This window comes from Variovorax soli, assembly GCF_031454625.1.
GTDB lineage: Bacteria > Pseudomonadota > Gammaproteobacteria > Burkholderiales > Burkholderiaceae_C > Variovorax > Variovorax soli_A.
Genome location: NZ_JAVDRF010000001.1, coordinates 297,305 through 322,682, shown reverse-complemented (window position 1 = coordinate 322,682; position 25,378 = coordinate 297,305). Strand labels below are relative to the sequence as shown.

Here is a 25,378-nt window from a genome sequence, read left to right as displayed (position 1 = left end):
TTGTCACCTCGGGCGCTTGAACGGCGGCCGGCGGCGGTGCGACCGGTGCTTGGCGAGCAGCTGACGGCGGCGACGGCGAAGCGGGCGAGCCCGACGACCGGCCGATCACCACGGTTCGCTCGTCGGCCGCGGAGAAAGGCTTGCTCGCGGACGGCTCAGGCAGCGGCAGGCGCTCCGTGATCGGCCATTGGGCAGGCGCGACCCGCTCGTTCGCGGCAACGGGCGCCAGCCGATGGCCGCAGCCCTTGCAGAATTTCGCGCTGTCGCGATTCTGCGACCCGCAGGACGCACACTCCACAGTCATCTTGGAAGCCCCTGAAGCTGATGAATCACCCTCCAAGCAGCGCAGGAAGGTCTGGTCCACGCGCTCGAGCCGGGAGCTTCAGGTCACCGCCACGCGCTTGGGCTTGTTGACCATTCTCTTCGCAATCACGGCGCCCAAGGCCATCGAGAGTTCAAGGGCCAGGGCAGGCTGGCGGTTCGACATCTCGGCAAAGCGGATGGCCGTGAGCCGCCAGACACGCGCGGCGCCCGTGGCCACCACGTTGGCCGAACGCGGGAGCCGCGAGAAGAAGGCGCCTTCGCCCACCACCGAGCCGGGATTGAGGATCGCCAAGCGCATCTGCCCCTGGCTGCCGATCAGGTGCACGCTGAGCGCGCCGCGCTCGATAAAGAAGAGCGTGCGGTCATGGGCGCCTTGGTCGATCAGCACTTGCCCTGCGTTGAGGTCATAAGGCTGCAGGTAGCCCGCGAGCATCTCCCACTGCTGCACATTGAAGGCCGGAGCGAACGCGTCGTAGCTGGTGTTCTGCGCCACGGCGCGGCAAAGTTCCTGGATGCTCGATGACATGTTGATCCATCCTGCTGTACTGCGTGCCGAGCGCAGTATCGATGATTGCGTCGGATTGCGGTGACAGAAGTCACATCTACTAACTCTTTCTGTCTACTTTCCGATACAAAAACGGGAAAAAATCACGCCCAGCAGGTCATCGGCGCCGAACTCGCCGGTGATTTCATTGAGCGCGTTCTGTGCCAGGCGCAGTTCTTCCGCCAGCAGATCCAGGGACTGCGCACGAGCGGCCAGGTGCTCGGCCGCCAGAATCAGGTGCTCCCCGACGCGCGACAGCGCCTGCACATGGCGCGCCCGGGCCAGGTAAACCCCTTCCGGCACCGCCTGCCAGCCGGCCACCTCGAGCAAGCGCTGGCGCAGCGCCTCGATCCCGAAGCCAGTCTTGGCGGACAGGCTCATGCCGGTGACCGGTCCGGTGGACGGGGCTGCATCCTGCTTGCTCCAGAGGTCGAGCACAGGCACGCCGGCGGGCAGCTTCTCGCTCAGGAGCCGCAGGATGTCGGCATCGGCCTGTGCGTAGTCGGTGCCGGCAGAGCGCGTCAGATCGTGCAGAAACAGCACGGCGTCGGCTCCTTCGATCTGTCCCCATGCGCGCGCGACGCCGATCTGCTCCACCAGGTCCGTGCTTTCGCGCAAGCCGGCGGTGTCGACGACGTGCAGGGGCACGCCCTGAATCTGGATGGTCTGCGACACCACGTCGCGCGTCGTGCCCGGGATCGGGCTCACGATGGCAAGCTCGGCCCCGGCCAGCGCGTTGAGCAGCGAGCTCTTGCCCGCATTCGGCTGGCCGGCGATCACCACCTTGATGCCTTCGCGCAGCAGCGCGCCCTGGCGCGCACGCTGTTGGACCGCACCGAGCTGCGCCTGCAGAGTGGCGAGCTGGCCTTCGGCATCGGCCTTTTGCAGGAAGTCGATCTCCTCCTCCGGGAAATCCAGCGTTGCCTCGACCAGCATGCGCAGATGGATCAAGGCGTCGCGCAGCGTGTGGATCTCCTGGGAGAAGGCACCGGACAGCGAGCGCCCGGCGCTGCGCGCCGCCGCCTCGGTGCTGGCGTCGATCAGGTCGGCGATGGCCTCCGCCTGGGCCAGGTCGATCTTGCCGTTGAGGAAGGCGCGCTGGCTGAACTCCCCCGGCTGAGCCACGCGCAGGCCGGGCAGCCGGGGCTGGCCGGTCGAGGCGTCGCTCTCGACAGCGGCCTCCAGACATCGAGCCAGCAGCAGCTGGAGCACGACCGGCCCACCGTGCGCCTGCAGTTCGAGCACGTCCTCGCCGGTATACGAATGCGGTGCCGGGAAGTGGATGGCCAGGCCATGATCGATGGCCTCGCCGCCAGCATCGCGAAAGGGCAAGTAGCTGGCCTCGCGCGGCTTGAGGCTGCGCCCGCAGATCACTGAAATCAGGGGCGCCAGCCGCGCGCCTGACACGCGCACGATTCCGACCGCGCCGCGGCCGGACGCCGTGGCGATGGCAACGATGGGGTCAGTGGTGCGCGCCAGCATGAGGGAATGATGCTTCAACGAGAAGGGCCGCATTCTGCGGCCCTTGCTCGAGACGGATGCGTCGGCGGCGCTATTTGCCGATCACGCCAAGGCGCTTGTTGATGAACCACTGCTGCGCGATCGACAGCACGTTGTTCGTGATCCAGTACAGCACCAGGCCGGCCGGGAAGAAGATGAACATCACGCTGAAGGCCAGGGGCATGATCCACATCAGCTTGGCCTGCATCGGGTCCGGCGGCGTCGGGTTGAGCCAGGTCTGGAACAGCGAAGTCGCCGTCATCACGACGGGAAGAATGAACCACGGGTCGGGCGCCGACAAGTCGTGGATCCAGCCGACCCAGGGCGCATGGCGCATTTCGACCGAGGACAGGAGCACCCAGTAGAGCGCGATGAACACCGGGATCTGGATCACGATCGGGAAGCAGCCGCCCATCGGGTTGACCTTTTCCTCGCGGTAGATGCGCATCATCTCCTGCTGCATCTCCTGCGGCTTGTCCTTGAGCCGCTCGCGCATCTCCATCACCTTCGGGTTGATGGCCTTCATCTTCGCCATGCTGGCGTACGCCTTGGCGTTGAGCCAGTAGAAGGCTGCCTTCAACAGCACCACGAGCGCAACGATGGCCCAGCCCCAGTTCCCGAGGATGCCGTGCAGTTGGTTGAGAAGCCAGTACAGGGGCTTGGAAATGATCGCGAAGATCCCGTAATCCTTGACCAGGTCGAGCCCGGGGGCGAGCGCCTCGAGCTTCTTCTCTTCCTCTGGGCCGGCGAACAGATTGCTGTCGATGGTTTCCGTTGCGCCCGGTGCCAGCTTCGGCAAGTGCAGCACCATCGCGACCGAGTAGAGATTGTTGCCGAGATCGGCTGCGCGGAACTCCCGCTTGAGCTTGTCGCCGCCTGGCACGTTCAGCAACCAGGCCGACACGAAGTAGTGCTGGACCATCGCGACCCATCCGTTGTCGGCAGGCGGCGGAAGTTCAGCCTTGTTCTTCGTGATGTCGGTGAAGGCAATCTTGTGGAACTTCTTTTCTTCGGTAAAGAGCGCCGGCCCCGTGAAGGTGTTGGTGCCGAACATCGTGCCGGCAGCCACGGTTCCATGACGCACCAGTTGCAGGTAGAGCTGGGCATCGCGCGGCTGATCGCTCACGTTGACGATCTGGTGCTTGACCCGGATCGAGTAGTCGCCACGCGTGAACACATAGGTCTTGACGTATTTCAGGCCGCCGACGGGTTGCGACTCGAACGCCACTTCCAGCGTGTTCTGGCCTGGGGCCAGTTCTCGCGGACCGCTTCGAGCAGTCATCGGGCTCAGGTGGTTGGGGAATCGCTCGCCGGTGTCCACCGGATTGAGAAGGCCGGTCTGTGCCACATAGCGTGTTGCAGGCGAACCGTCCTCCATCAATGTCACGGGATGGGTCTCGTTCTGCGCAACCGGGTAGCCGAAAAGCCGACGGACATGTTCGACAAGCCCGTTGGTATTGGTCTGATCGACGTACTGGAGCAACTGCAACTGTGAAAGCGTGCCGCCTTGAGCATCCAGGACTGCCTTGAAGACGTCGGTGGAAACCGTCACCTTCTCGCCCGCAACGGTCGGTGCCCCCTGTGCCGGCACCGAGCCAGAGGAGGGACTTGCGGCAGGGTCCGGAACACCGCTGGCGCTCGACGTCGGCGCGACAGGCGCATTCGCCGGAGCGACCGCCTTGGTGGATGGAAGGAAGGTCGGCTTGTGACCGTTGTAAACCTGCCATTGGTCCCACAGCAGCACCAGCGAGAAACCAAAAATCACCCACAGGATGGTGCGGCGAATATCGTTCATGAAGAAGACTTCTTGTCGTCGGAGAAGAGGGAGGAGAACAGCGCGCCCGCATCATGGGCGCCGCGCTTCTTCCTGGGGGGAACGGGATCATGGCCGCCCTGGCACCAGGGCTGGCAGCGGGCAAGACGGCGCAGGGTGAGATAGCTGCCGGCCGCCGCCCCATGGCGCTCGAGCGCCTCGATGGCGTAGACCGAGCAGGTGGGCTCGAAGCGGCAAGCCTGGCCGAGCCAGGGGCTCAGCAGCAGGCGGTAGGCCGTCACCAGGCCGATCAGCAGGGCTTTCATGGTGCCCGCGCTGCAGCAGCGGCGGCTCGTTCCAGCAATTGCTGGAGTTCGGCACGGACGGCCGTCTTGAGTTTGTCGGAACTCGCGCTTTCGAATTCCTTGCGGTCGAAGCCCGCGCGCAGCCGAACCACGTGTGCAGCGGGCGCCAATGAGGCTTGGGCGGCCGAACTCATGCGGTAGATCTGGCGCTTGATGGCATTGCGGGTCACGGCCCGGCGCGCCCAGCGCTTCGGCACCATTGCGCCGACCCAAACGTCCTGCGTGGCGAACAACGGCGTGGCACCGGGGTGCGCGTCGAGCGCGCAACGGTGCAAGGCGAAATGGGTGGTGCGCGCCACGGTAGCACCTGCGAGGACGGCCTGGAATTGCGCGCGGGTCTTGAGCCGCTGCATGGAAGCCAATCGCAAGGCGCCGGCAGGCAAGAGCGGCGGCAGCGATACGACTGGCAACGGGTCCGACGGCGCCTTAGACGGCGAGGCGCTTGCGGCCCTTGGCGCGGCGTGCGTTGATCACGGCGCGGCCGCCGCGAGTCTTCATGCGGACCAGGAAACCGTGGGTACGGGCGCGGCGGACTTTGGATGCTTGGTAGGTGCGTTTCATGATGGTTTTCCTGGTGGACCCGCAAAGCGGCGCTTGTCGGGTTCTGCTGCCGTGCCTGACGCCAAATCGACGCCAAGTCGGCTGAATACCCCGAAACACGCAAAGAGGTTTTCAGGGAAACCCGCGATTATCGCAAACATTCGGCGCCGCAACAATGCGCCAGTGCCTGGAAGCGGTTTCCGCCCATCCGAAAACCATGTGGATAAGGTTTTGACAAGTTAGAATCATCGACCCATCCCAGGGGCGACTATCCACAAGCAGAACGAGAAATGACCGAGGGACACTTCACCTTTCCGCCCCCCCATGCCGAGTGAAGGCATCGGCGACAGCCTCTGGCAAGCCTGCGTCGACCAACTCGCGCAGGAACTGTCGGAACAGCAGTTCAATACCTGGATCAAGCCGCTGACCGCCAGGGTTGCGGATGATCTTTCGCGGGTCACGGTCTTCGTGGCCAATCGCTTCAAGCTGGACTGGATCCGCGCCCAGTACGCGGGCAAGATCGCCGCCATGGCTGAGAAGCTCTATGGTCAGCCGGTGATCATCGAGTTAGCGCTTGCTCCTCGGGAAATCGTTACCAGGCCTGTATCGATGGCGATCGCCGTCGAGACCGACGTGCCACGCGACGTGGCCGGCCCGGGGGAGGATTTGCCTGGCGGCGCTTTCAAGAACCGGCTCAACTCCGGCCTGACCTTCGAGACCCTGGTCGAGGGTACAGCCAACCGGATGGCGCGTGCCGCTGCGATGCACGTGGCCAGCACACCGGGCCATCTGTACAACCCCTTGTTCATCTATGGCGGCGTCGGCCTGGGCAAGACCCACTTGATGCATGCGGTGGGTAACCGGCTGCTGTCGGACCGCCCCGACGCCAAAGTTCTCTACATCCACGCGGAGCAATTCGTATCGGATGTGGTCAAGGCTTATCAGCGCAAGACCTTCGACGAGTTCAAGGAACGCTACCACTCGCTCGATCTGCTCTTGATCGATGACGTCCAGTTCTTCGCCAACAAGGATCGGACGCAGGAAGAATTCTTCAACGCCTTCGAGGCCCTGCTGGCCAAGAAGTCGCACATCGTCATGACCAGCGACACCTATCCGAAGGGCCTGGCGGACATCCACGAGCGGCTGGTGTCGCGCTTCGATTCAGGGCTCACGGTAGCCATCGAGCCGCCCGAACTCGAAATGCGCGTGGCGATCCTGATCAACAAGGCACGCGCCGAGAACGCGGAGATGCCGGAGGAAGTGGCCTTCTTCGTCGCCAAGAACGTGCGTTCCAACGTGCGCGAACTCGAAGGTGCCCTGCGCAAGATCCTCGCCTACTCGCGCTTCAATCAGAAGGAGATCTCGATCGCCCTGGCGCGGGAGGCGCTGCGCGACCTGCTGTCGATCCAGAACCGGCAGATCTCGGTCGAGAACATCCAGAAGACGGTGGCGGACTACTACAAGATCAAGGTCGCCGACATGTACTCGAAGAAGCGGCCGGCCTCGATCGCGCGCCCGCGCCAGATCGCGATGTACCTCGCCAAGGAGCTGACCCAGAAGAGCCTGCCCGAGATCGGGGAGCTGTTCGGCGGCCGGGACCACACGACGGTGCTGCACGCGGTGCGCAAGATCTCCGGCGAGCGCCAGCAGCTCACCGAGCTCAACCAGCAGCTGCACGTGCTGGAACAAACCCTCAAGGGCTGATGCATGCTTGTCATCGCAGATTCACGAAGCCGTGTCAAAGGACAACTCTGGGGAAAGTTCCGGCACAAGCAAGGTGTTGTCCACAGCGCAGCCGCGATGCCGAAAGTTGTGCGCCTTGGCGCGACAGCACGAGAGCACGCCTGCACACAGCCGGCCAGCAACGGCAAGTGCCTGTCGCCAAAGCGGAAAATCGGCCTGTCCACAGCGGGGCGCGTCCCTTATCTACTACTACTAATTTGAATTAAAGAAATAAAGGAAGAGGTAAGTCATGATCGTTTTGAAGGCTACACAAGACAAAGTCCTTGCCGCCCTGCAATCGGTGGCGGGGATCGTGGAACGGCGCCACACGCTGCCGATCCTCGCCAACGTGCTGATCCGCAAGGCGGGGTCGCGCCTGCAGCTGACGACGAGCGACCTGGAGATCCAGATCCGCACCCATGCCGAGCTCGGCGGTGACGACGGCAACTTCACCACCACCGTGGGCGCACGCAAGCTGATCGACATCCTGCGCACCATGCCGGCCGATCAGACGGTGAGCCTGGAGTCCAGTGCCAACAAGCTGGTCCTCAAGGGCGGCAAGAGCCGTTTCACGCTGCAGTCGCTGCCGGCCGAGGACTTCCCGCTGGTGCAGGAAGCGGCCAACTTCGGTCCCGTGTTCAGCGTGCCGCAGAAAACCCTGAAGGATCTGCTCAGCCAGGTCTCGTTCGCGATGGCGGTGCACGACATCCGCTACTACCTCAACGGCATCCTGTTCGTGGCCGAGGGCAAGCAACTGAGCCTCGTGGCCACCGATGGCCACCGCCTGGCCTTTGCTTCCGCCATGCTGGACGTCGAGGTGCCTCGCCAGGAGGTGATCCTGCCGCGCAAGACCGTGCTCGAAATGCAGCGCCTGCTGTCCGATGCCGAAGGCGCGATTGAAATGCAGTTCGCCAACAACCAGGCCAAGTTCGCCTTCGAGGGCATGGAGTTCGTCACCAAGCTGGTCGAAGGCAAGTTCCCCGATTACAACCGCGTGATCCCCAAGAATCACAAGAACTCGGTGACGCTGGGCCGTGCGCCGCTGCTGGCCAGCCTGCAGCGCACCGCCATCCTGACCAGCGAGAAGTTCAAGGGCGTACGCCTCAACATCGAGCCCGGCACGCTGCGCATCGCCTCCAACAACGCGGAGCAGGAAGAAGCCCAGGACGAGCTCGACATCGACTACGGCGGTGATGCCATCGAGATCGGCTTCAACGTCGGGTACCTGATCGACGCACTGGCCAACATGGGCCAGGACATGGTGAAGCTGGACCTCGCTGATTCCAACAGCTCGGTGCTGATGACGATCCCCGACAACGCTTCCTTCAAGTACGTCGTCATGCCGATGCGCATCTGACGGTGTTCGGCAGGGAGTGACGAGACCGCCCGCGGCATTCCGCGGGCTTGGTCTTTCAAGAGACGAACAATTTCTGGTCCCCGAGAGAGAGAAAGATCCTGATGAGCGAAGACACCAAGCCGGAAACGCCGCACACCGAGCCGGTCTACACCCCCGAGATCGAGAGCGCGATCCCGATCGAAGTCACTCCATCCGCCGCGGACGCGTACGGTGAAGGCTCCATCACGATCCTCGAGGGCCTGGAGGCCGTGCGCAAGCGTCCCGGCATGTACATCGGCGATACCTCCGACGGCACGGGCCTGCACCACCTGGTGTTCGAGGTGGTCGACAACTCGATCGATGAAGCGCTGGCGGGCTATTGCGACGACATCGTCGTGACCATCCACACCGACAACTCGATCTCGGTGGTCGACAACGGCCGCGGCATCCCGACGGGCGTCAAGATGGACGACAAGCACGAGCCCAAGCGCTCGGCCGCCGAGATCGCGCTGACCGAGCTGCATGCGGGCGGCAAGTTCAACCAGAACAGCTACAAGGTCTCGGGCGGCCTGCACGGCGTGGGCGTCAGCTGCGTGAACGCGTTGAGCAAGATGCTGCGCCTGACCGTGCGGCGCGAGGGCAAGGTGCACGTGCTCGAGTTCAGCCGGGGCTTCGTGCAGAACCGCATCGTCGAGCGTGTGAACGGCGTCGAGGTGTCGCCGATGAAGGTCACGGGCGACACGGAGAAGCGCGGCACCGAGGTGCACTTCCTGCCCGACACCGAGATCTTCAAGGAGAACGCCGACTTCCATTACGAGATCCTCAGCAAGCGGCTGCGCGAGCTGAGCTTCCTCAACAACGGCGTGCGCATCCGGCTGCTGGATGAGCGCACCGGCAAGGAGGACGACTTCTCCGGGGCGGGCGGCGTCAAGGGCTTCGTCGAGTTCATCAACAAGGGCAAGACGGTCCTGCATCCCAACGTGTTCTACGCCGCCGGCGAGCGGCCTGCCGACACCTACGGCGGCATCCCCGGCACGCACATCGGCGTCGAGGTGGCGATGCAGTGGAACAGCGGCTACAACGAGCAAGTGCTGTGCTTCACCAATAACATCCCACAGCGTGACGGTGGCACCCATCTCACCGGCCTGCGTGCCGCGATGACGCGGGTGATCAACAAGTACATCGAAGAAAACGAACTGGCCAAGAAGGCCAAGGTCGAGGTGACCGGCGACGACATGCGCGAGGGCCTGTGCTGCGTGCTCAGCGTGAAGGTCCCCGAGCCCAAGTTCTCCAGCCAGACCAAGGACAAGCTGGTGTCCAGCGAGGTGCGTGCGCCTGTCGAAGACATCGTCGGGCGGCTGCTCGGCGACTACCTGCAGGAGCGGCCCAACGACGCCAAGATCATCTGCGGCAAGATCGTCGAGGCCGCGCGTGCGCGCGAGGCGGCACGCAAGGCGCGCGAGATGACGCGCCGCAAGGGCGTGCTCGACGGCATGGGCCTGCCCGGCAAGCTGGCCGACTGCCAGGAGAAGGACCCGGCCTTGTGCGAGGTCTACCTGGTGGAGGGCGATTCCGCCGGCGGCTCGGCCAAGCAGGGCCGCGACCGGAAGTTCCAGGCCATCCTGCCGCTGCGCGGCAAGATCCTGAACGTGGAAAAGGCGCGCTACGAGAAGCTGCTCACCAGCAATGAAATCCTGACCATGATCACGGCGCTGGGCACCGGCATCGGCCGGGCGGGCGCGACCACCGCGGGCGGCGGCGCCGACGACTTCAACGTCGCCAAGCTGCGCTACCACCGCATCATCATCATGACCGACGCCGACGTCGACGGTGCCCACATCCGCACGCTGCTGCTGACCTTCTTCTATCGGCAGATGCCGGAGCTGGTCGAGCGCGGCCACATCTACATCGCGCAGCCGCCGCTCTACAAGGTGAAGGTCGGCAAGGAGGAGCAATACCTCAAGGATGGTCCCGCACTCGACGCCTTTCTGCTGAAGGTGGCGCTCAAGGACGCCAGCATCCGCACCGGCGGCAACCAGCCGACGACGCTCAGCGGCGAGACCTTGGCTGAGCTGGCGCGCAAGCATCAGCTGGCCGAAGCCGTGATCGCGCGCCTGGGCAACTTCCTCGATGCCGAGGCGCTGCGTGCCATCGCCGACGGCGTGGCGCTCGACTTGGACACCACCCCGGGTGCCGAGGCCTCGGCCGTGGCGCTGCAGGCCAAGCTGCGGGAACTCAACGTCACCGGCGTGCCGGCTGAAGTGGCCAGCGAGTTCGACGTGCGCACCGACAAACCCTTGCTGCGCATCAGCCGGCGCCACCACGGCAACATCAAGAGCAGCGTGATCACGCAGGACTTCGTGCACGGCGCCGACTACGCCGCGCTGGCCGAAGCCGCCAAGACCTTCCGCGATCTGCTGGGCGAGGGCTCGGTGGTGCGCCGCGGCGAGGGCGAGAAGGCCAAGGAAGAGAAGGTGGGCGATTTCCGCGAAGCCATGCGCTGGCTGATCGGCCAGGCCGAGAACGTCACCTCGCGGCAGCGCTACAAGGGCCTCGGCGAGATGAACCCCGAGCAGCTGTGGGAAACCACCATGGACCCCAACGTGCGGCGCCTTCTCAAGGTGCAGATCGACGACGCGATCGAGGCCGACCGCGTCTTCACCATGTTGATGGGGGACGAGGTCGAGCCACGGCGCGAGTTCATCGAGCAGAACGCGTTGCGGGCAGCGAACATCGACGTGTAGCCACGCCGGCCGGCCGGACCCTCCTCGGCGTGCCCGACCGCTCCAGGGGGCGCCGTCCGGAAAAAGATCCTCGCGAGAACCGCCAGAAAGTGCCTGCCGCCGACGCGCTTTGCAGGCGCACTGCGTGTAAACGCTATACCTCGCCCGACTCTTGCTAAGTAAGAATTTCGGCCGATTGGCGCCGTTTTACTGGAGCGAGGACAGCAGCATGAAACCGAACCGGATCGGGTGGCCCCTGGCGGCATGGGTCTTCCTTGGCGCATGGACATCGGCACAGGCCCTGCCGTCGAACCCGCCGATCCAGATCGCCCAGGGCATCGAGTACATGTGCGGCGGCAAGAGCAGCGCCGAGGCGGCGTTCATGCGCATGGTGTCGCCACGCTGGGCCGCGACCCTGGAGTTCTCGGTCAACAGGGCCAAACCTAACGAGGTGCCGGACGACGTGACGGTGGTGGTGCGCGAGCGCTACACCGGCCGCCCGATCATGGAAGCCGTCGCAGGCGCGCCGTTCATGGTGGCGCGGCTCGATCCGGGCGCCTACGAGGTCGAGGCCACCCTGGCCGGGGTGACGCTGAGTCAGCCGCTGACCGTGTTCAACGGTGTCGCCTCGCGAGCCGTCTTCGTGTGGCCCTCCAACGTCGATTTCGCCAATGCTGGCGGCCCGCACCGGGCGGAGCAGCAGGCGGCAGCGCGCACCAGCGATTGAGGCTCGCCCACGGCGGGGCGCGGCAGAAATTCAGCTTCTTCTAAGTCTGGCCTCCCATAGTCCGGCCGTGGGGCGAAACGCTTCGTCTCCGCTTCCTCATTCGAGCAAGGACATGGCTATGAACGCAACCCGTTTCTGGCGGCCGCTGGCCGCCCTCGCATTTGGCGGTGCATCGTTTATCGGCGCGCTTTCGGCGCATGCGGCCTACAACCCACCGATCCACATGGCCAATGGCGTCGAGTACATGAGCGGTGGCATCAGCAGTGACGAAGCCGCGCTCATGCGGACCGTGGCGCCGCGCTGGCCGGCCACCTTCGAGTTCGCCATCAAGGACGGCACCCGCTCCGATTTCGCGGCCGATGTCTCCGTCACGGTGCGGGATGCCGCCGGCCGCACCGTGCTGTCGCACGTGAACGCGGAAGGTCCCTTCATGGTGGCGCGTCTGGACCCCGGCCGCTATGAGGTCGAGGCCACGCTGGCCGGCAGCACCTTGAAGCAGACGGTCGAAATCCACGCCGGGAGCCCGACCCATACGCTCTTCCTGTGGCCGGCCGGCACCGACGTCAGTGCGCATTCGTGAGCCGCAGCTCGAGGAGCTTCGGGGCCTCTCGGCCCATATCCTTCCGACCTCGGCCACCATGGTCGGGGTGTGCATGACGGTGCTCTCGATCGGCCGGTTGCGCCGCAACGGCGGTTCGGGCGTGCTGATCGACAAGCTGCTGGCGATCGACGCCCTGGTCTTCCTGGCGAGCGCAGTGCTTTCCTTCGCCTCGATGCGCTCGCGCCGCCAGGGGCCGCGCCACGAGCGCCGTGCCGAACTGCTGTTTCTGGCCGGCCTCGCCATCCTGACGCTGGGCGCGGTGGCCATCGCCTTCGCGATCGACTGACTGAAGCGGCGCGGACCCGTTACTTTTCGCTGGCACGCGCCTTGAATGCGGTGCTGCAAGCGCCCACATGCACCGTTCGCGCTCTGTTTCCGTGCAAGGCCTCGATGCCGCTACGTCTCCTCACACTCCTCGTCACGCTGCTGCATGTCTACACGGGCCTGCGGCTCCTGCCTGCGCTGGCGACACTCACCGGTGGCTGGCCGCTGCTCCTGGCAGCGCTGTTGCTGTCGGCCGCCACCATGCCGCTGCCCTTCATCGGTGCGCGCGCCGGTGCCCGGCGTGGGGGACCGGCCCATGGCTGGAAATGGCTGGGGCTGCTGAGCATGGGCTGGTTCTCCTCGATCTTCGTGCTCACGCTGGTTCGCGATGCAGGCCTGCTGCTGGCCTGGGCGCTCGCCGGCGTCGGTGGCGCGTCGATCGACAGCGCGGCTGCGCAGTCCTGGAGCGCCGCGGCGGTCGCACTGGTCTCGACGCTGGTCACGCTGATCGGCTTCTTCAATGCCCGGCGCACTGCCAGCGTGGTGCGCGTCGACGTGCCGATCCGCGGCCTCCCTGCGAGCCTCGAGGGCTTCACCATCGCCCAGCTCAGCGACATCCACGTCGGCCCGACCATCCGCCGTGGTTATCTCCAGCGCATCGTCGACGCGGTCAATCGGCTGGGCGCCGACATGGTGGCAATCACCGGCGACCTGGTCGATGGCACGGTGTCCGAGCTGCGCGAGCATGTGGCGCCGCTGGCCGGCCTGCGCGCGCGTCACGGCACCTTCGTGGTGACCGGTAATCACGAGTACTACGCCGGCGCCCACGCCTGGATCGCCGAACTGCGGCGCCTGGGCTTGCGGGTGCTGCTCAACGAGCACGTGGTGCTGCAGACGCGCAACGTGAAGGGTGCGCAGACCGAAGAGGAGATGCTCGACAGCGCCCTGGTGGTCGCCGGCGTCACCGACTACACCGCGGTGCACTTCGACGCCGCCCATGCCAGCGATCCGCAGCGTGCGCTGCAAGACGCGCCGCCGCTGGTGCGCACCCGGCTGCTGTTGGCGCACCAGCCGCGCAGCGCGCCGGCCGCTGCGGAGGCGGGCTACCAGCTGCAGCTCTCGGGCCATACGCACGGCGGCCAGTTCTTTCCATGGAACCTGTTCGTGCCGCTGCAGCAGCCCTTCACCGCCGGGCTGCACCGGTTGCGCGAGATGTGGGTCTACACCAGCCGCGGCACCGGCTACTGGGGGCCGCCCAAGCGCTTCGGTGCGCCATCCGAGATCACGCTGCTGAGGCTGGTGCCGGAGCGGCTCTGACGGGCTGCAGAGCGGGCCGGATGGCGTGCGCGCTCAGGCCCGTGGGCCGGCGAGGCGCAGGGCATTGGCGCTCGCCTTCGCGTGGATCGGCTTCAGTCCACGCTGCGCGATGCGCGCGCCGGCGCTCGACAGCTGGCTCAGCGTGGCGGCCGAGCGTGCGGCAGCTTTGGTGAGCGCCAGGCCGTGCGTTGCGATCTGCGCCGGCGTGGTGCTGGTGGCGAGCGAGACCAGCGCGACGGCGCCGCCCAGCCACTGCCGCACGGCGCGGCTCACCAGGGCAAACTGGGTGCTGTGCAGCTGGTTGGCGATCGCGGCACCAGACTCGGTGGCCGCCGCGAGCTTCTCGTGGCCCATGAGCTGCATCTCGGCAAGGTCCGCGTCGCTGGGCGCGAGCCCGGCCCTGGCCATGCGACCGGTGCGCAGCTGGATCACGGAGCTGGAGTAGAGGAGCATCTCCTGCGTCTTGAAGGCCACGTCGACCCACAGCATGAAAGGATTGAAGAAACGGGGGGAGTAGAGGGCGGGCGGCATGAACGTCATACGAATGGGTAGTTTGATGACTATAGGCTCATCGAACGATTTCGCGGTAGCGCAGCAGGTTTTGAGCGAAGATTCCCTTTTTTGTGTATCGGCGAGTTGCCAAGGTCCGGGCGCCGTCAGGCGCTGGTGGTAGTCGCCGGTCGTTTCGTCGCAGGCCCATCGAATGCCCAATAAGAAATCGTCCTGCGCCAAGGTTCTGCTGGGTGCGGGACTCTTGTCGCTCTCTCTCGCCGCCTCCGCCTTCGAGGATGGCAATCCCGCCTTCTACGCCGGTGCCGGCCGCGCGCCGCACAGAGACACCCACACCCGGTCGCTGACGATCGGCGCGGTCCTGCCATGGGGTGCGCAGCACCTGCTTTGGGGCACCCGCGTCACGCCCTATGCGGAGCTGTCTCTGAGCCAGTGGCAGGCGCCAACCGCCGATCGCCAAAGCCATCGCAACTACTTGCAACTGGGCGCCATCGCAGGTTGGCGCTTTCGTTTCGATGAGGGCGCCTCGCCCTGGTTCTTCGATGCGGGCCTCGGCGGAACGCAGATGAACGACCGCTACGAGTCGCCTGACCGCCGCTTCAGCACCCGGTTCCAGTTCACGGAGCAGTTGGGCATCGGCCGCAGCTTCGGCGAGCGCGGGGGGCATGAGCTTTCGCTGCGGATCCAGCATTTCTCGAACGGGGGCATCAAGAAGCCGAACCCCGGCGAAAACTTCTACATGGTGCGCTACCTCTACCGCTTCTGAGCGGGGCGCTTGCGCGGGGCCAGGTACTCGCCGGCGACCGCAAGGTCTTTCAGCCACGCTGCATAGGCCAATTCGCGCTCTGCCGGATCGCCCCTCAGCAGCGCCGACGGATGCAGCGTGACCAGCACCGGCAGGCCCCGCGCGTCGGTGTGCCAATGGCCGCGCTCGCGCATCACCGCCACCGGCCGCCCGAGCAGGGCGCGCGAAGCCGTGGCCCCGAGGGCGATGAGGGCTTTGGGGCGCACCTGCGCGATCTCGCTTTCGAGCCAGTGCAGGCACGCGGCGATCTCGCGCTGGGCCGGCGTCTTGTGCATGCGCCGCTTGCCGCGCAGCTCGAACTTGAAGTGCTTGACGGCGTTCGTCACGTAGAGCCGGTCGCGCGACCAGCCGAGGTCCGCCACCGCCTGGTCGAACAGTTGGCCGGACGGCCCCACGAAAGGCCGGCCTTGCAAGTCCTCCTGGTTGCCGGGTTGCTCGCCAACCACCATGACCGCCGCGCCCACCCGCCCTTCTCCGAAGACCGATTGCGTGGCGTGCTCCCCGATCGGGCATTCGCGGCAGCGGTTCGTGGCCTGGCGCAACGCTTCCAGCGCCCGTTCGGGATCCTCGGGCAGTTCGGGCGATCGTGGGGAATCCGGCATGGCTAGCTCCGTCGATGTCGGGCTGCTCATCCGCATCAGCGCCTGCCGGGGGTATCGCGGCGCCGGCGCTGCCGCACACGCACCTCGGTCAGGAAATAGGCAGCGGACGCGATGCACAACGGCAGCAGGTAGTAGATGGCGCGATAGGCCAGCAGCGCGCCGAGCAGTCGGTCCGTCGGCACCAGGTGCGACAGCAGCGCGACGAACACCGCTTCGAGCACGCCCAGGCCGGCCGGCACGTGGGTGATCACGCCTGCCACGGCGGCGACCAGCAGCACCGCGAGCACCTGTGGGTATGGCAACTGCCGCTGGAGCAAGAACCAGATCACGCCGCCGATCAGCGCCCAGTTGACGCAGGAGATCACCAGCTGCAGCAGCGCCATGCCGAGTGCCGGCGTCTGCAGTTCGTGCCCGCGGAGCTCCCAGACGTGCTCCCGGGCCACCGCGCACAGGATCAGGTAGGCGAGCGCCAGCACCAGCAGGGTGGCGCCGAGAATGCGCGCGCCGCTCTCCTCGATCTTCCATTCGGGCGGCAGCGGCAGCGGCCAGAAGAAGAAGGCGATGCCGCCCACCACCAGGTAGCCGAGCCAGTTGGTCAGCATGCTGAAGCCCAGCACGCGCGTGGTCGTGAGGTTGCCCAGGCCATGCCGCGAATAGAGCCGATAGCGGAAGGCGACGCCGCCGATCAACGAGCCGAGGTTGAGGTTGAAGGCATAGCTGATGAAGGTGATGCCCATGACCGTGCGGGTGCCGAGGCGATGGCGGGTCATATGGCGACCCAGCAGGTCGTAGGTGCTGTAGATCGCGTAGCTGCAGGCGGCCAGCAGCAGGGCGGCGAGGAGCGCGGGCAGCGGGATCTCGCGCACTGCCTGCAGCACATTGCCCCAGTCGATGGTGCGAGCCTGGCGCACCAGCAGCCAGGCCACGAGGCCGAAGAAGCCCCAGGCCGCGATGCGCTTGAGCCAGGTCCACCACGCGTGCCGGGCCGCGCGACGCGGCGGCGCGCTGTCGTGCAAGGTGGGGAGGCCGCTCATGCGTTGTCCGTTCGTGCCGCGCCGCCATGCGGGCCCTGGTCGACCAGCGGATGGAGGCGCGGCGCATGGCGCGGCAGCCAGGCGACCCAGGAGGGATACCAGCGCAGCAGGTGAAAAACGAAGAAGCTGCGCACCAGGCGCCAGGCGCTCCACTCGCTGAGTTCGGCCACGTCGATCTTCTTGCACTCGTGCTGCATCAGATGCTCCAGCCGCTCGCCCAGCCGCGCGGCGAACGCGGCATCGCGCACGATCACGTTGGCCTCGAGGTTGAGCGAGAGGCTCAGCGGATCGAGGTTGCTGGAGCCCACGGTGCTCCAGCGATCGTCCACCAGCGCAACCTTGCCGTGCAGCGGGCGCCGGCAGTACTCGTGGATGCACACGCCGGCATGCAGCAGGTGGTGGTAGAGCATGCTGGCGCCGACCTTGACGATCGGCATGTCCGGCTCTCCCTGCAGGATCAGGTTCACCTCCACGCCGCGCCGCGCCGCGCGCCGCAGCGCCTTGATGAGGCGGTAGCCCGGGAAGAAGTAGGCATTGGCGATCACGATGCGCCGGCGGGCGGTTCGGATGGCGGCGAGGTAGTGGCGCTCGATGTCGTTGGTGTGGCGGCGGTTGTCGCGCGTGACGAATTGCACCTCGGCCTCCCCCGCCGCGGCTGCCTGGTCCACGGGCGGTGCGGCCTTGAGTCGGCGCCGGAACCAACCCGGGCCCTTGTTGCCGACGGCGATCGCGTGCAGCACGAAGCGGTGAATCTCCGACACGATGGGTCCCTCGAGCTCGACGGCATAGTCCTGCTTGGCCTTGGGCCCGAAGTCCATCAGGTGGTCGGCGGAGAAGTTGATGCCGCCCACGAAGGCCAGCCGGCCATCGATCACCGTGAGCTTGCGGTGCATGCGCCGGAAGAGATTGAGCCGCTGCCCGAGAAGCCGGCGGCCGGGGTCGAACACGCGCACCCGCACGCCGGCCTCGCCCAGGCCTTCGATGAAGGCATCGGACAGGTTGGGCGAGCCGAAGCCGTCGATCATCAGGTCGACCTTCACGCCGCGCCGCGCGGCCGCGCACATCGCCTCGTGCAGCGCGAGACCGACCTTGTCCTCGAACAGGATGAAGGTCTCGATGATCACTTCGCGTTCGGCTGTGCGGACGGCCTCGAAGACGCGCGGAAAGAACTGCTCCCCGTTCTCAAGCAGTTCGACGCGGTTGCCGGCTGTCCAGCGCTGGGCCATGGCAAGGCTCCCGTTTGCCGTCAGAGCTCGATTTCCGCCACCAGCGGCGCGTGGTCCGAGAGGTGCGACCAGGGCTTGCGCGGGAGCACGACCGGCGCGTGCACGCCCGCGTTGCGCACGTAGATGCGATCCAGCGGCAGCAGCGGGAAGCGTGAGGGGAACGTCCTCGCGGCGCTGCCGTTGGCATGCACGAAGACTTCGCGCAGGGCCGCGCCCTGCGCGAGGATGTCATGCGCGCGCCCGCGCCAGTCGTTGAAGTCGCCGGCCACGATCAGCGGCGCATCGGCCGGCACTTCGTCGCGCACGATGTTGCACAGGAGCTCGAGCTGCTGCAGCCGATGGTTCTCGGCCAGGCCCAGGTGTGCGCAGATCGCGTGCACGTCGACCGGGCGGCCGGGCAAACGAAGCACGCAGTGCAGCAGCCCGCGCTTTTCCGGACCGACGATCGACACATCGTGGTTCTTGAAATGGATGATCGGAAACTTCGACAGCACCGCGTTGCCGTGATGGCCCCTCGGATAGACCGCGTTGCGGCCATAGGCGAACTGCGGCCACATGGTGTCGGCCAGGAATTCGTAGTGCGGCGCCTCGGGCCAGTTGTCGATCCTGCGCGAATGGCGCGAGTGGGTGCCCAGGACCTCCTGCAGGAACACGACGTCGGCGCCCACCGTGCGCACCGCGTCGCGCAGCTCCGGCAGGATGAACTTGCGATTGAGCGCGGTGAAGCCCTTGTGGGTGTTCACCGTCATGACCTTGAGCGAGGAGGGCGTGGCCGCCGTGCCTACAGCGGGGTTGAAGGGCTTCACATGCGGGTTGTAAGCCGAGGTGCGGCCTGTCGCTGTAGGAGCTTGCCACCTTCTTCGCCCGCCTTCGTGAGGCAGCGGCCGGTTCCTACAGTCGGGGCTGCCCGATCCCCACACCTGGTGCGGCGGGGCCTTCCTACGGTGGATTCAGAGCTCGAACAAGGGGCTCACCGTTTGCTTCGCATTGAACCTGGAAGGGGACATCATCATGAAGAGAGCCTTGATTGCAAGTGCGGTGCTCACCGGCCTGATGGGCTTGGCGAGCGCCAGTTTCGGCCAGACCACCAGTGTCCCGGCGCAGTCCGACCCGGCGAAGGGCGGGCAAGCCAGCACCAAGAGCGTACCGGGCGGGGTGGCCAACGCCACCCAGCGGCCCGATGGCACCGCGCCCGCCTCTCGCGAGGCCGTGAAGGCCGAGGCGCGCGCCCACAACCGCAACAACATCAACAACGCCGTGCCCAAGGGCGAGGCGACGACCGTGGTGAACAGCCAACCCAATGCGATGCCGCCGCCCACGGGCGACCAGACGCGCACGGAGGTGAGCATGGAAGCGCGCAAGATGAAGCCGCACTTCGGTGAAAGAGGCGAGCGGCCGGAAGTGCCGACCAACCCGAGCGACCGGACTGGAACGCCTCAATGAGGAACGCCTCGATGAGCGTGGCCTGACCGCGTATCGAGCACAAGAAGAAGCCCGCAGCGATGCGGGCTTTTTCGTGCGCCGGCCGCGTTCAGCTCTTGGCGGGCTCGCGCTGGCCGTGGTGCGGATGGCCGTGCTCGCCGCGATGGCCGAAGTGCGCGGTTTCCGCATCGAAGGTCTTTTGCTGCGCCGGCGAGAGCGTCGCATAGAAGCTGCGCGTGGCTTCCGCGCGTTGGGCGAAGCGCGCGCTGCGCTCGGCCTGGCGCGCCTGGATGTGCTCAAGGCGCTGCGGCGTCGTCAGCTTGGCGAACTCGGCGCGGTCCATGCGGGCCTGGCCTGCCGGCCGCTGCTGCGCGGCCGTGAAGCTGTTCCAGGCGCCTTCCTGGCTGGGGTCGAGTTGCAGCTTCTGCTTGAGCGCAGCCATCCGTTCGGCGTGCCGGGCCTGCATGCGCTCGATGCGCTGGGCACGGTCTGCATGCGGGCGCGAGGGCTTGGCGTCGGCCGGGGCTGCCTGTGCTGCTGCGGCGGCGGCGGGGCCGGTCGTCGAGGGCGGGTTGCCTTGCGCGAAGCCGGTGCTGCAGGCGAAGGCGGCCGAGGCGACCAGGCCGGCCATGAGCTTTTTCTGACGAGACGAGATCATGAGAGTGCTTCCTTTCGAAGAAGCCTGCCGGCACGGCGGCAGGTGAGGCAAGTGTGGAAGCGCTCTGTGTCGCCGCCGTCGAGCGTGCGTGAGGCGGGTGTAAAGAAAAATGTCAGGCCGTGTCGGCCCCGGGCGCTACTTGGGCCGCGGCGGCTTGAGGCCGGCATCCGGCGGCTCGAGCCGGCCGGCGCGCAGCGCGGCCACCGCGCGGGCAACCGCGCGCGCGACGTTGCGCACCTCTTCCTGCAGTCCGGTGTCCTCGTCGAGCGCATCGTGGCTGGTGGCGTACGGGCCGTAATAGCCGAGATAGCGGTCCAACCGCGCCTGGGCGCCGGCGTCGATCAGGCCCATCCAGTCCAGCCAGTCGCTGAGGTTGCGCCGCAGGCTCTCAACCCCGCCGACATCGCCATGCACCACCAGGCCATAGGCGCGCCCCGCGAGGTGCTTGGGGTAGCCCCAGCCCTTGAGCTCGATGGCCTTGGCCTCGTCCGCTTTCTTGCCGTGGGTGGAGGTGGGGTCGGGATTGCCGCCGTCGGCGCAGACCAAGCGGTCGGCCATCAGCTTGAGCGGGCTGGTGGCCTGGTACCAGTGGACCGGCGTGAAGACGATCACGCCGTGGGCCGCGACCCAGCGTGCGTAGATCTCGTTCATCCAGTCGCCGGTCTGCCGCAGTGCGTGGTTGGGGTAGCAGCTGCAGGGCCAGTGGCACAGGGGCATGGCCGTGGAGACGCAGCCCTTGCAGGGATGGATGTGGCGCCCGTAGTCGGAGGTCAGCAGGCTGAGGTCCAGCACGTCGCACTCGATCTGCTGCTGCTCGAGCACTTCGCGAGACAGCTGCATCAGGCGGAAGCTCTTCGACATCTCGCCCGGACAGGTGCCGTCGTTGCGCGGCGAACCATTGATCAGCAGCACGCGCGACCGGGTCTCGGGTCTGGACCAGGCGGCCTGCGCGCGCTCGATGCCTTCCTTCGCCTCGAGCCAGTCGACCGACAGTTCGTACGACGGATCGGCGTAGCCGGGGCCTGCCTTGCGCGTCACCGGGGCCTTGCGGCCTTGCTGGTAGGCCTCCCACGCGATGATCTCGATCCGCCCCAGCGCCTCCGACTCGGCACGAAAGGCCGGATCCCGATAGGTCTGCATGAAGCGTTCATGGAACTGAGCGCGGTCGAGCTGCGGTGGCGCCTGGCCTTTGCGGACTTCTGTCATCTCGGAAATCTACGCAGCGGACGGTCAGGGCCCGTCGCCGGGACGAGCGCAAGCTGCCGTAGGCCCATGACTACAGTTCCTGTGCGAGTCCCTCGACACGCTGCGACCGGAGGACCGCGTTACAGCCTTCCGTTCTGGAAGTCGTGCATCGCCTGCGTCAGCTCTTCGCGCGTGTTCATCACGAAAGGACCGTACTGCGCGATCGGTTCGTTGAGCGGCTTGCCGGCAATGAGCAGCGCCCGTGCCGGGCTGTGGTTGGAGGCGGGCGCGCGCAGCAGTACGCCGTCGCTGTCCGGATCGTTGGCGAGGATGGCCATGCGCTTCGTCGGGATCTCGCTGCTTCCGATGTAGAGCGATTCGCGGAACACGTAGACCAGCGCGTTGCGATCCGGCGCCAGGCGCTCGGCGAATTCGGTGCCCGGGGGCAGCGTGAGGTCGAGGTAGAGCGGCTCGGTGTGCTCGCGCTGCACCGCGCCGGCGATGCCGTGGCTCTCGCCGGCGATCACGCGCACGTGCACGCCGGACGGCGTGGCGAGCTCGGGGATCTCCTCGCTCTGGATGTCGCGATACCAGGGCTCGCGCATCTTGTCCTTGGCGGGCAGGTTCAGCCAGAGCTGGAAGCCTTCCATCAGCCCTTCCTCCTGCTCGGGGAGCTCGCTGTGCACCAGGCCGCGGCCGGCGGTCATCCATTGCACGCCGCCGTTGGCCAGCAGGCCCTCGTGGCCGGCGCTGTCGCGATGGCGCATGCGGCCGGCGATCATGTAGGTGACGGTCTCGAAGCCGCGGTGCGGATGGCTGGGAAATCCGCCGATGTAGTCGCCCGGGTTGTCGCTGCCGAAGGCATCGAGCATCAGGTAGGGATCGAGGCGCTGTTGCAGCGGCTGGTGCAGCACGCGCGTGAGCTTGACGCCGTCGCCATCGCTGGTGGAGACGCCGGCGACGATCTGGTCGATGCCGCGCGGCCGGACCAGCGTCAGGGCTTGGACATGGTGAGGGGAGTGGGCGTTGTTCGAGGTCGTCATGGGTTGCCTTTGCCTGCGGTGCGAGCGCCTTCGGGACCACCGTGCTGCGCTCACGCGGGGATGGTGACACGGACCGATGCCCGCGCTGCCGGTGGGGACGCCGCCTGACCGGGCGCTCAGCGCGATTGCCGCGCCGCGCGCTGCCGCAGCCAGGCCGCGCTGCCGAGCGCGACCGCCATCACCGCGAAAGAAACGATGGTGGTGACAGTGCCCAGCGCGTAGATGGCGGGCGTGGTCACGGTCGAGGTCAGTCCCTGCAGTTCGAGCGGCAGCGTGTTGACGTCGCCGATGGCCTGCGAGGTGCGCGCGATCTCGTCCCAGCTGAGCGTGAAGCCGAACATGCCGACCCCCACGATCGAGGGGCCGATCAGCGGGAGCACCACGTGACGGAAGCTCTGCCAGGGCGTGGCGCCCAAGTCGCGCGCGGCCTCTTCGTAGGCCCGATCGAAGCGGTTGAAGACCGCGAACATGATCAGCAGGCCGAAGGGCAGCGTCCAGGTGAGATGCGCTCCGAGCGCGGAGCTCAGCAGGCCCAGCGCGGTGCCGTAGTTCTCGAGCGCGCCGTTGGCTTCGAATGCCGCCAGCGCGCCCTTGATGCCGCTGTCCAGAAGCCGGAACTGCAAGCCGATGCCAAGCGACACGATGATGGAGGGCATGATCAAGCTCGCCACCGTGACGAAGAAGAGCGCATGGCCGCCGCGCAGCTTCTTGCGGAAGGCCAGGCCCGCGAGGACCGACAGGACGACCGTGAAGAGCATGACCACCGTGCCCAGCATCAGCGAGCGACGAAAGGCCGCGCCGATGTCCACCGTGCCCAGGCCGTCGGCCAGCTTGTGGAACCAGTGCAGCGAGAGGCCGCGCAGCGGAAAGGTGAGTCCGCCTTCGGGGCCCTGGAAGCTCAGGACGAAGATGGTGATCATCGGCCCGTAGAGAAAGAGCACGAAGAGCGCGAAGACGATGGCCAGCGGCCAGAAGCCCGAGGGGCGTCGGGCGCCGATGGGATCCACGCTCACAACTCCTTGCGAATGTCCACGAGCCGCGTCAGCCCCCAGATGATCATCAGCACCAGCGCCAGCAGGATCATTGCGTTGGCCGCCGCCAGCGGAAACTGGAGGTAGGAGGTCTGGACCTGGATGATCTTGCCGACGGATGCGATCTGCTGGCCGCCCATCACGCCGATGGTGACGAAGTCGCCCATCACGATCGTGATGACGAAGATCGAGCCGATGAGGATCCCGGTGCGCGAGAGCGGCACCACCACGTTCCACAGCGTCTGCCAGCCGGAGGCGCCGGCGTCGCTGGCGGCTTCGAGCAGGGAGCGATCGATGCGCATCATCGAGTTGAAGATCGGCACGATCATGAACATGGTGTAGAGGTGCACGAAGGCCAGGACGACCGAGAAGTCGGAGAACAGCAGCCACTCCACCGGCGTCTCGATCAGGCCCAGGCCCATCAGTCCCTGGTTCACCAGGCCGTTGCGGCCGAGGAGCGGCACCCAGGAGATCATGCGGATCACGTTGGAGGTCCAGAAGGGCACGGTGCAAAGCACGAAGAGCAGCGTCTGCATGCCCGGCGAGCGCACGTGGAAGGCGAGGAAGTAGGCCACCGAGAAGCCGATCACCAGGGTGATGGCCCAGACCAGCAGGCAGAACTTGAGCGTGCTGAGATAGGTCGACAGGGTGACGCAGAAGTCGCCGTTGTCCGTGAGATGCGAGCAGCCCTCGAAGATGCTGGCGTAGTTGCGCAGGGTGAGCGCCGGAATCAGCTCGTATTCGTTGAAGTTCCAGAGGCTGACCATGGCGATCAGCGTCAGGGGGATCAGGAAGAAAAGCAGGAAGACCGCCGCGAACGGGGCGGCCTGCCACCAGGGCTTGATGCTCGCAGCTGCCGATATGTTCACGCGGCGACGAACTCGTTCCACTTGCGGACCATGTACTCGTTCTCGTCCATCACCGCGTTCCAGCATGCGATGCCGCCCATGCGCTGCTCGTAGCTGCCGCCGTCGCGCACCGCGCCGGTCTTGGCCAGCAGTTCGCCGTTCGGGCTCTTGATGTCCTGCGTCGCGGCCTTGCCTTCCATCCAGTAGGCCCACTCATAGGGCTCCATCTTCGCCTTGGCCGTCTCCAGCACCGCGCTGTAGTAGCCCTGGCGATTGAGGTAGGCGCCGGCCCAGCCGTCGAGGAACCAGTTGATGAATTCGTAGGCGCCGTCGAGCTTGCGGCCCGAGAGCGTGGCCGGCAGGCCGAAGCCCGCCGCCCAGGCGCGGTAGCCTTCCTTCAGCGGCTGGAAGTTGCAGGCAATGCCCTTGGTGCGCACGGCCGTCACGGCCGGCGACCACATCGACTGGATCACCACCTCGCCCGAGGCCATCAGGTTGACCGACTCGTTGAAGTCCTTCCACAGCGCGCGGAACTGGCCGGCCTTCTTGGCCTCGATCAGGGTCTTGATCGTGAGGTCGATCTCGGCCTTGGTCATGTTGCCCTTGTCGGCGTACTTGTGCAGGCCCTTGGCCTCCACGACCATGGCCGCATCCATGATGCCGATCGAGGGGATGTTGAGGATCGCCGTCTTGCCCTTGAACTCGGGATTGAGCAGCTCCGCCCAGCTGTCGACCGGCCGCTTGATCAGGTCGGGCCGGATGCCCAGCGTGTCGGCGTTGTAGACCGTCGGGATCAGCGACATGAACTGGGTCGGCGACTTGGCGAACACCTTGCTCTTCTCGCCCTCGAGGAAGATGACCTTCTTCGGTGCCGTGCCCTGGTCGCCGACCTTCTTGCCGCCCACCTCTCCCTGGGTGAAGAGCGAGGTGATCTTGCCGGCGTTCTTGATCTTCTTCGTGTCGATGCCCTTCAGGTTGCCGGTGGGGACGATCTTCTTCAGCGAGAAGTACTCGGTGTCGATCAGGTCGAAGCTGTTGGGCGCGGTCACGGCCCGCTTGGTGACGTCGTCGGTGGTGACAGCCACGTACTGGATCTCGATGCCCGTGTCGGCCTTGAACTTCTCGGCGATCGCCTTGTCCTGGTTGACGGCGGTGCCAAGGTAGCGCAGCACGATCTTCTCCTGTGCATGGATGGCGGGGAACACGCCCGCGGCAAGGATGCCGGCGCTGCCCTGGAGCAGCGCGCGGCGCCGCAGGCCGCCTTTGCCTTTGGTTGAATCGATGGGTTCGGACATGGT

General features: G+C 66.3%; 26 protein-coding genes and 1 pseudogene. 9 read left to right on the top strand and 18 right to left on the bottom strand.

Annotation, left to right across the window (positions count from 1 at the left end; all coding sequences use genetic code 11):
• Positions 1 to 232: 232 nt before the first annotated feature.
• The 7 genes and pseudogenes from J2739_RS27990 to rpmH all read right to left on the bottom strand — a co-directional run.
• Positions 233 to 304 (bottom strand): annotated as a pseudogene (locus tag J2739_RS27990) (zinc-ribbon domain-containing protein); the annotation flags it as partial.
• Positions 305 to 382: 78 nt separating this feature from the next.
• The gene (locus tag J2739_RS01600; RefSeq protein WP_309897951.1) at positions 383 to 850 is read right to left on the bottom strand and encodes a Crp/Fnr family transcriptional regulator; all 468 of its coding nucleotides are present in this window, start codon (positions 848 to 850) and stop codon (positions 383 to 385) included.
• Positions 851 to 943: 93 nt separating this feature from the next.
• On the bottom strand, positions 944 to 2,350 hold the full coding sequence (gene mnmE, locus J2739_RS01595) for a tRNA uridine-5-carboxymethylaminomethyl(34) synthesis GTPase MnmE (protein WP_309897950.1): 1,407 nt from the start codon (positions 2,348 to 2,350) through the stop codon (positions 944 to 946).
• A gap of 70 nt (positions 2,351 to 2,420) precedes the next feature.
• Complete coding sequence (gene yidC / locus J2739_RS01590; RefSeq protein WP_309897949.1) at positions 2,421 to 4,163, bottom strand: membrane protein insertase YidC; 1,743 nt, start codon at positions 4,161 to 4,163, stop codon at positions 2,421 to 2,423.
• Positions 4,160 to 4,447 carry a membrane protein insertion efficiency factor YidD gene (gene yidD / locus J2739_RS01585; RefSeq protein WP_309897948.1) on the bottom strand — a complete coding sequence of 96 codons (288 nt, stop codon included), beginning with the start codon at positions 4,445 to 4,447 and terminating at the stop codon, positions 4,160 to 4,162. Before yidD ends, yidC begins: the two co-directional genes overlap by 4 nt.
• The gene (locus J2739_RS01580) at positions 4,444 to 4,839 is read right to left on the bottom strand and encodes a ribonuclease P protein component (RefSeq protein ID WP_309897947.1); all 396 of its coding nucleotides are present in this window, start codon (positions 4,837 to 4,839) and stop codon (positions 4,444 to 4,446) included. Before J2739_RS01580 ends, yidD begins: the two co-directional genes overlap by 4 nt.
• Before the next feature lie 73 nt (positions 4,840 to 4,912).
• Entirely contained in the window at positions 4,913 to 5,047 is a 135-nt protein-coding gene (gene rpmH, locus J2739_RS01575) for a 50S ribosomal protein L34 (RefSeq protein WP_007834827.1), read from the bottom strand.
• 303 nt (positions 5,048 to 5,350) lie between these two features.
• Between rpmH and dnaA the strand changes: the two genes are divergently transcribed.
• From dnaA to J2739_RS01540, 7 genes are all read left to right on the top strand, one after another.
• Positions 5,351 to 6,730: a chromosomal replication initiator protein DnaA gene (gene dnaA / locus J2739_RS01570; protein ID WP_309897946.1), complete on the top strand. Its 1,380-nt coding sequence runs from the start codon at positions 5,351 to 5,353 to the stop codon at positions 6,728 to 6,730.
• A 268-nt stretch (positions 6,731 to 6,998) separates the two neighbouring features.
• Positions 6,999 to 8,105 (top strand): DNA polymerase III subunit beta, encoded by a 1,107-nt coding sequence (gene dnaN / locus J2739_RS01565; RefSeq protein WP_309897945.1) that lies wholly within the window; start codon positions 6,999 to 7,001, stop codon positions 8,103 to 8,105.
• Positions 8,106 to 8,206: 101 nt separating this feature from the next.
• Entirely contained in the window at positions 8,207 to 10,828 is a 2,622-nt protein-coding gene (gene gyrB / locus J2739_RS01560) for a DNA topoisomerase (ATP-hydrolyzing) subunit B (protein ID WP_405053803.1), read from the top strand.
• A gap of 208 nt (positions 10,829 to 11,036) precedes the next feature.
• Entirely contained in the window at positions 11,037 to 11,534 is a 498-nt protein-coding gene (locus J2739_RS01555; protein ID WP_309897944.1) for a hypothetical protein, read from the top strand.
• A gap of 118 nt (positions 11,535 to 11,652) precedes the next feature.
• Complete coding sequence (locus J2739_RS01550; RefSeq protein ID WP_309897943.1) at positions 11,653 to 12,114, top strand: carboxypeptidase-like regulatory domain-containing protein; 462 nt, start codon at positions 11,653 to 11,655, stop codon at positions 12,112 to 12,114.
• Positions 12,101 to 12,421 (top strand): hypothetical protein, encoded by a 321-nt coding sequence (locus tag J2739_RS01545; protein ID WP_309897942.1) that lies wholly within the window; start codon positions 12,101 to 12,103, stop codon positions 12,419 to 12,421. Before J2739_RS01550 ends, J2739_RS01545 begins: the two co-directional genes overlap by 14 nt.
• A 104-nt stretch (positions 12,422 to 12,525) precedes the next feature.
• A complete protein-coding gene (locus J2739_RS01540; protein WP_309897941.1) occupies positions 12,526 to 13,716 on the top strand; it encodes a metallophosphoesterase in 1,191 nt (396 codons plus the stop codon).
• 33 nt (positions 13,717 to 13,749) lie between these two features.
• On the opposite strand, the gene J2739_RS01535 is transcribed toward J2739_RS01540, so the two are convergent.
• Positions 13,750 to 14,256: a polyhydroxyalkanoate granule-associated phasin gene (locus J2739_RS01535; protein WP_309897940.1), complete on the bottom strand. Its 507-nt coding sequence runs from the start codon at positions 14,254 to 14,256 to the stop codon at positions 13,750 to 13,752.
• 163 nt (positions 14,257 to 14,419) lie between these two features.
• Here J2739_RS01535 and J2739_RS01530 point away from each other — a divergent pair, with 163 nt between their 5' ends.
• Positions 14,420 to 14,992: an acyloxyacyl hydrolase gene (locus J2739_RS01530; RefSeq protein ID WP_309897939.1), complete on the top strand. Its 573-nt coding sequence runs from the start codon at positions 14,420 to 14,422 to the stop codon at positions 14,990 to 14,992.
• On the opposite strand, the gene J2739_RS01525 is transcribed toward J2739_RS01530, so the two are convergent.
• The 4 genes from J2739_RS01525 to J2739_RS01510 are packed head-to-tail and all read right to left on the bottom strand — an operon-like array spanning position 14,980 to position 18,642.
• Positions 14,980 to 15,663: a UdgX family uracil-DNA binding protein gene (locus J2739_RS01525; RefSeq protein ID WP_309897938.1), complete on the bottom strand. Its 684-nt coding sequence runs from the start codon at positions 15,661 to 15,663 to the stop codon at positions 14,980 to 14,982. The two genes, J2739_RS01530 and J2739_RS01525, sit on opposite strands and share 13 nt — an antisense overlap.
• 5 nt (positions 15,664 to 15,668) lie before the next feature.
• Positions 15,669 to 16,667, bottom strand: coding sequence for a lysylphosphatidylglycerol synthase domain-containing protein (locus J2739_RS01520; protein ID WP_309897937.1), 999 nt, complete (start codon positions 16,665 to 16,667; stop codon positions 15,669 to 15,671).
• The gene (gene clsB / locus J2739_RS01515) at positions 16,664 to 17,893 is read right to left on the bottom strand and encodes a cardiolipin synthase ClsB (RefSeq protein ID WP_309897936.1); all 1,230 of its coding nucleotides are present in this window, start codon (positions 17,891 to 17,893) and stop codon (positions 16,664 to 16,666) included. The genes J2739_RS01520 and clsB overlap by 4 nt, the downstream gene beginning before the upstream one ends.
• Positions 17,894 to 17,913: 20 nt before the next feature.
• Positions 17,914 to 18,642, bottom strand: a complete 729-nt coding sequence (locus J2739_RS01510; protein WP_309898692.1) for an endonuclease/exonuclease/phosphatase family protein — start codon at positions 18,640 to 18,642, stop codon at positions 17,914 to 17,916.
• A gap of 262 nt (positions 18,643 to 18,904) precedes the next feature.
• Here J2739_RS01510 and J2739_RS01505 point away from each other — a divergent pair, with 262 nt between their 5' ends.
• Complete coding sequence (locus J2739_RS01505) at positions 18,905 to 19,336, top strand: serine/threonine protein kinase (RefSeq protein ID WP_309897935.1); 432 nt, start codon at positions 18,905 to 18,907, stop codon at positions 19,334 to 19,336.
• 88 nt (positions 19,337 to 19,424) lie between these two features.
• Here the strand turns inward: J2739_RS01505 and J2739_RS01500 are convergent, their stop codons facing one another.
• The 6 genes from J2739_RS01500 to J2739_RS01475 form a co-directional block, all read right to left on the bottom strand.
• The gene (locus J2739_RS01500) at positions 19,425 to 19,973 is read right to left on the bottom strand and encodes a Spy/CpxP family protein refolding chaperone (RefSeq protein ID WP_309897934.1); all 549 of its coding nucleotides are present in this window, start codon (positions 19,971 to 19,973) and stop codon (positions 19,425 to 19,427) included.
• 135 nt (positions 19,974 to 20,108) lie between these two features.
• Positions 20,109 to 21,179 (bottom strand): flavodoxin family protein, encoded by a 1,071-nt coding sequence (locus tag J2739_RS01495; protein ID WP_309897933.1) that lies wholly within the window; start codon positions 21,177 to 21,179, stop codon positions 20,109 to 20,111.
• 119 nt (positions 21,180 to 21,298) lie between these two features.
• Complete coding sequence (locus J2739_RS01490; RefSeq protein ID WP_309897932.1) at positions 21,299 to 22,201, bottom strand: pirin family protein; 903 nt, start codon at positions 22,199 to 22,201, stop codon at positions 21,299 to 21,301.
• A gap of 116 nt (positions 22,202 to 22,317) precedes the next feature.
• The gene (locus J2739_RS01485) at positions 22,318 to 23,208 is read right to left on the bottom strand and encodes an ABC transporter permease (protein ID WP_309897931.1); all 891 of its coding nucleotides are present in this window, start codon (positions 23,206 to 23,208) and stop codon (positions 22,318 to 22,320) included.
• A 2-nt stretch (positions 23,209 to 23,210) separates the two neighbouring features.
• Complete coding sequence (locus J2739_RS01480; protein ID WP_309897930.1) at positions 23,211 to 24,101, bottom strand: ABC transporter permease; 891 nt, start codon at positions 24,099 to 24,101, stop codon at positions 23,211 to 23,213.
• Positions 24,098 to 25,375 (bottom strand): ABC transporter substrate-binding protein, encoded by a 1,278-nt coding sequence (locus J2739_RS01475; protein WP_309897929.1) that lies wholly within the window; start codon positions 25,373 to 25,375, stop codon positions 24,098 to 24,100. Before J2739_RS01475 ends, J2739_RS01480 begins: the two co-directional genes overlap by 4 nt.
• Between the last annotated feature and the right edge of the window lie 3 nt (positions 25,376 to 25,378).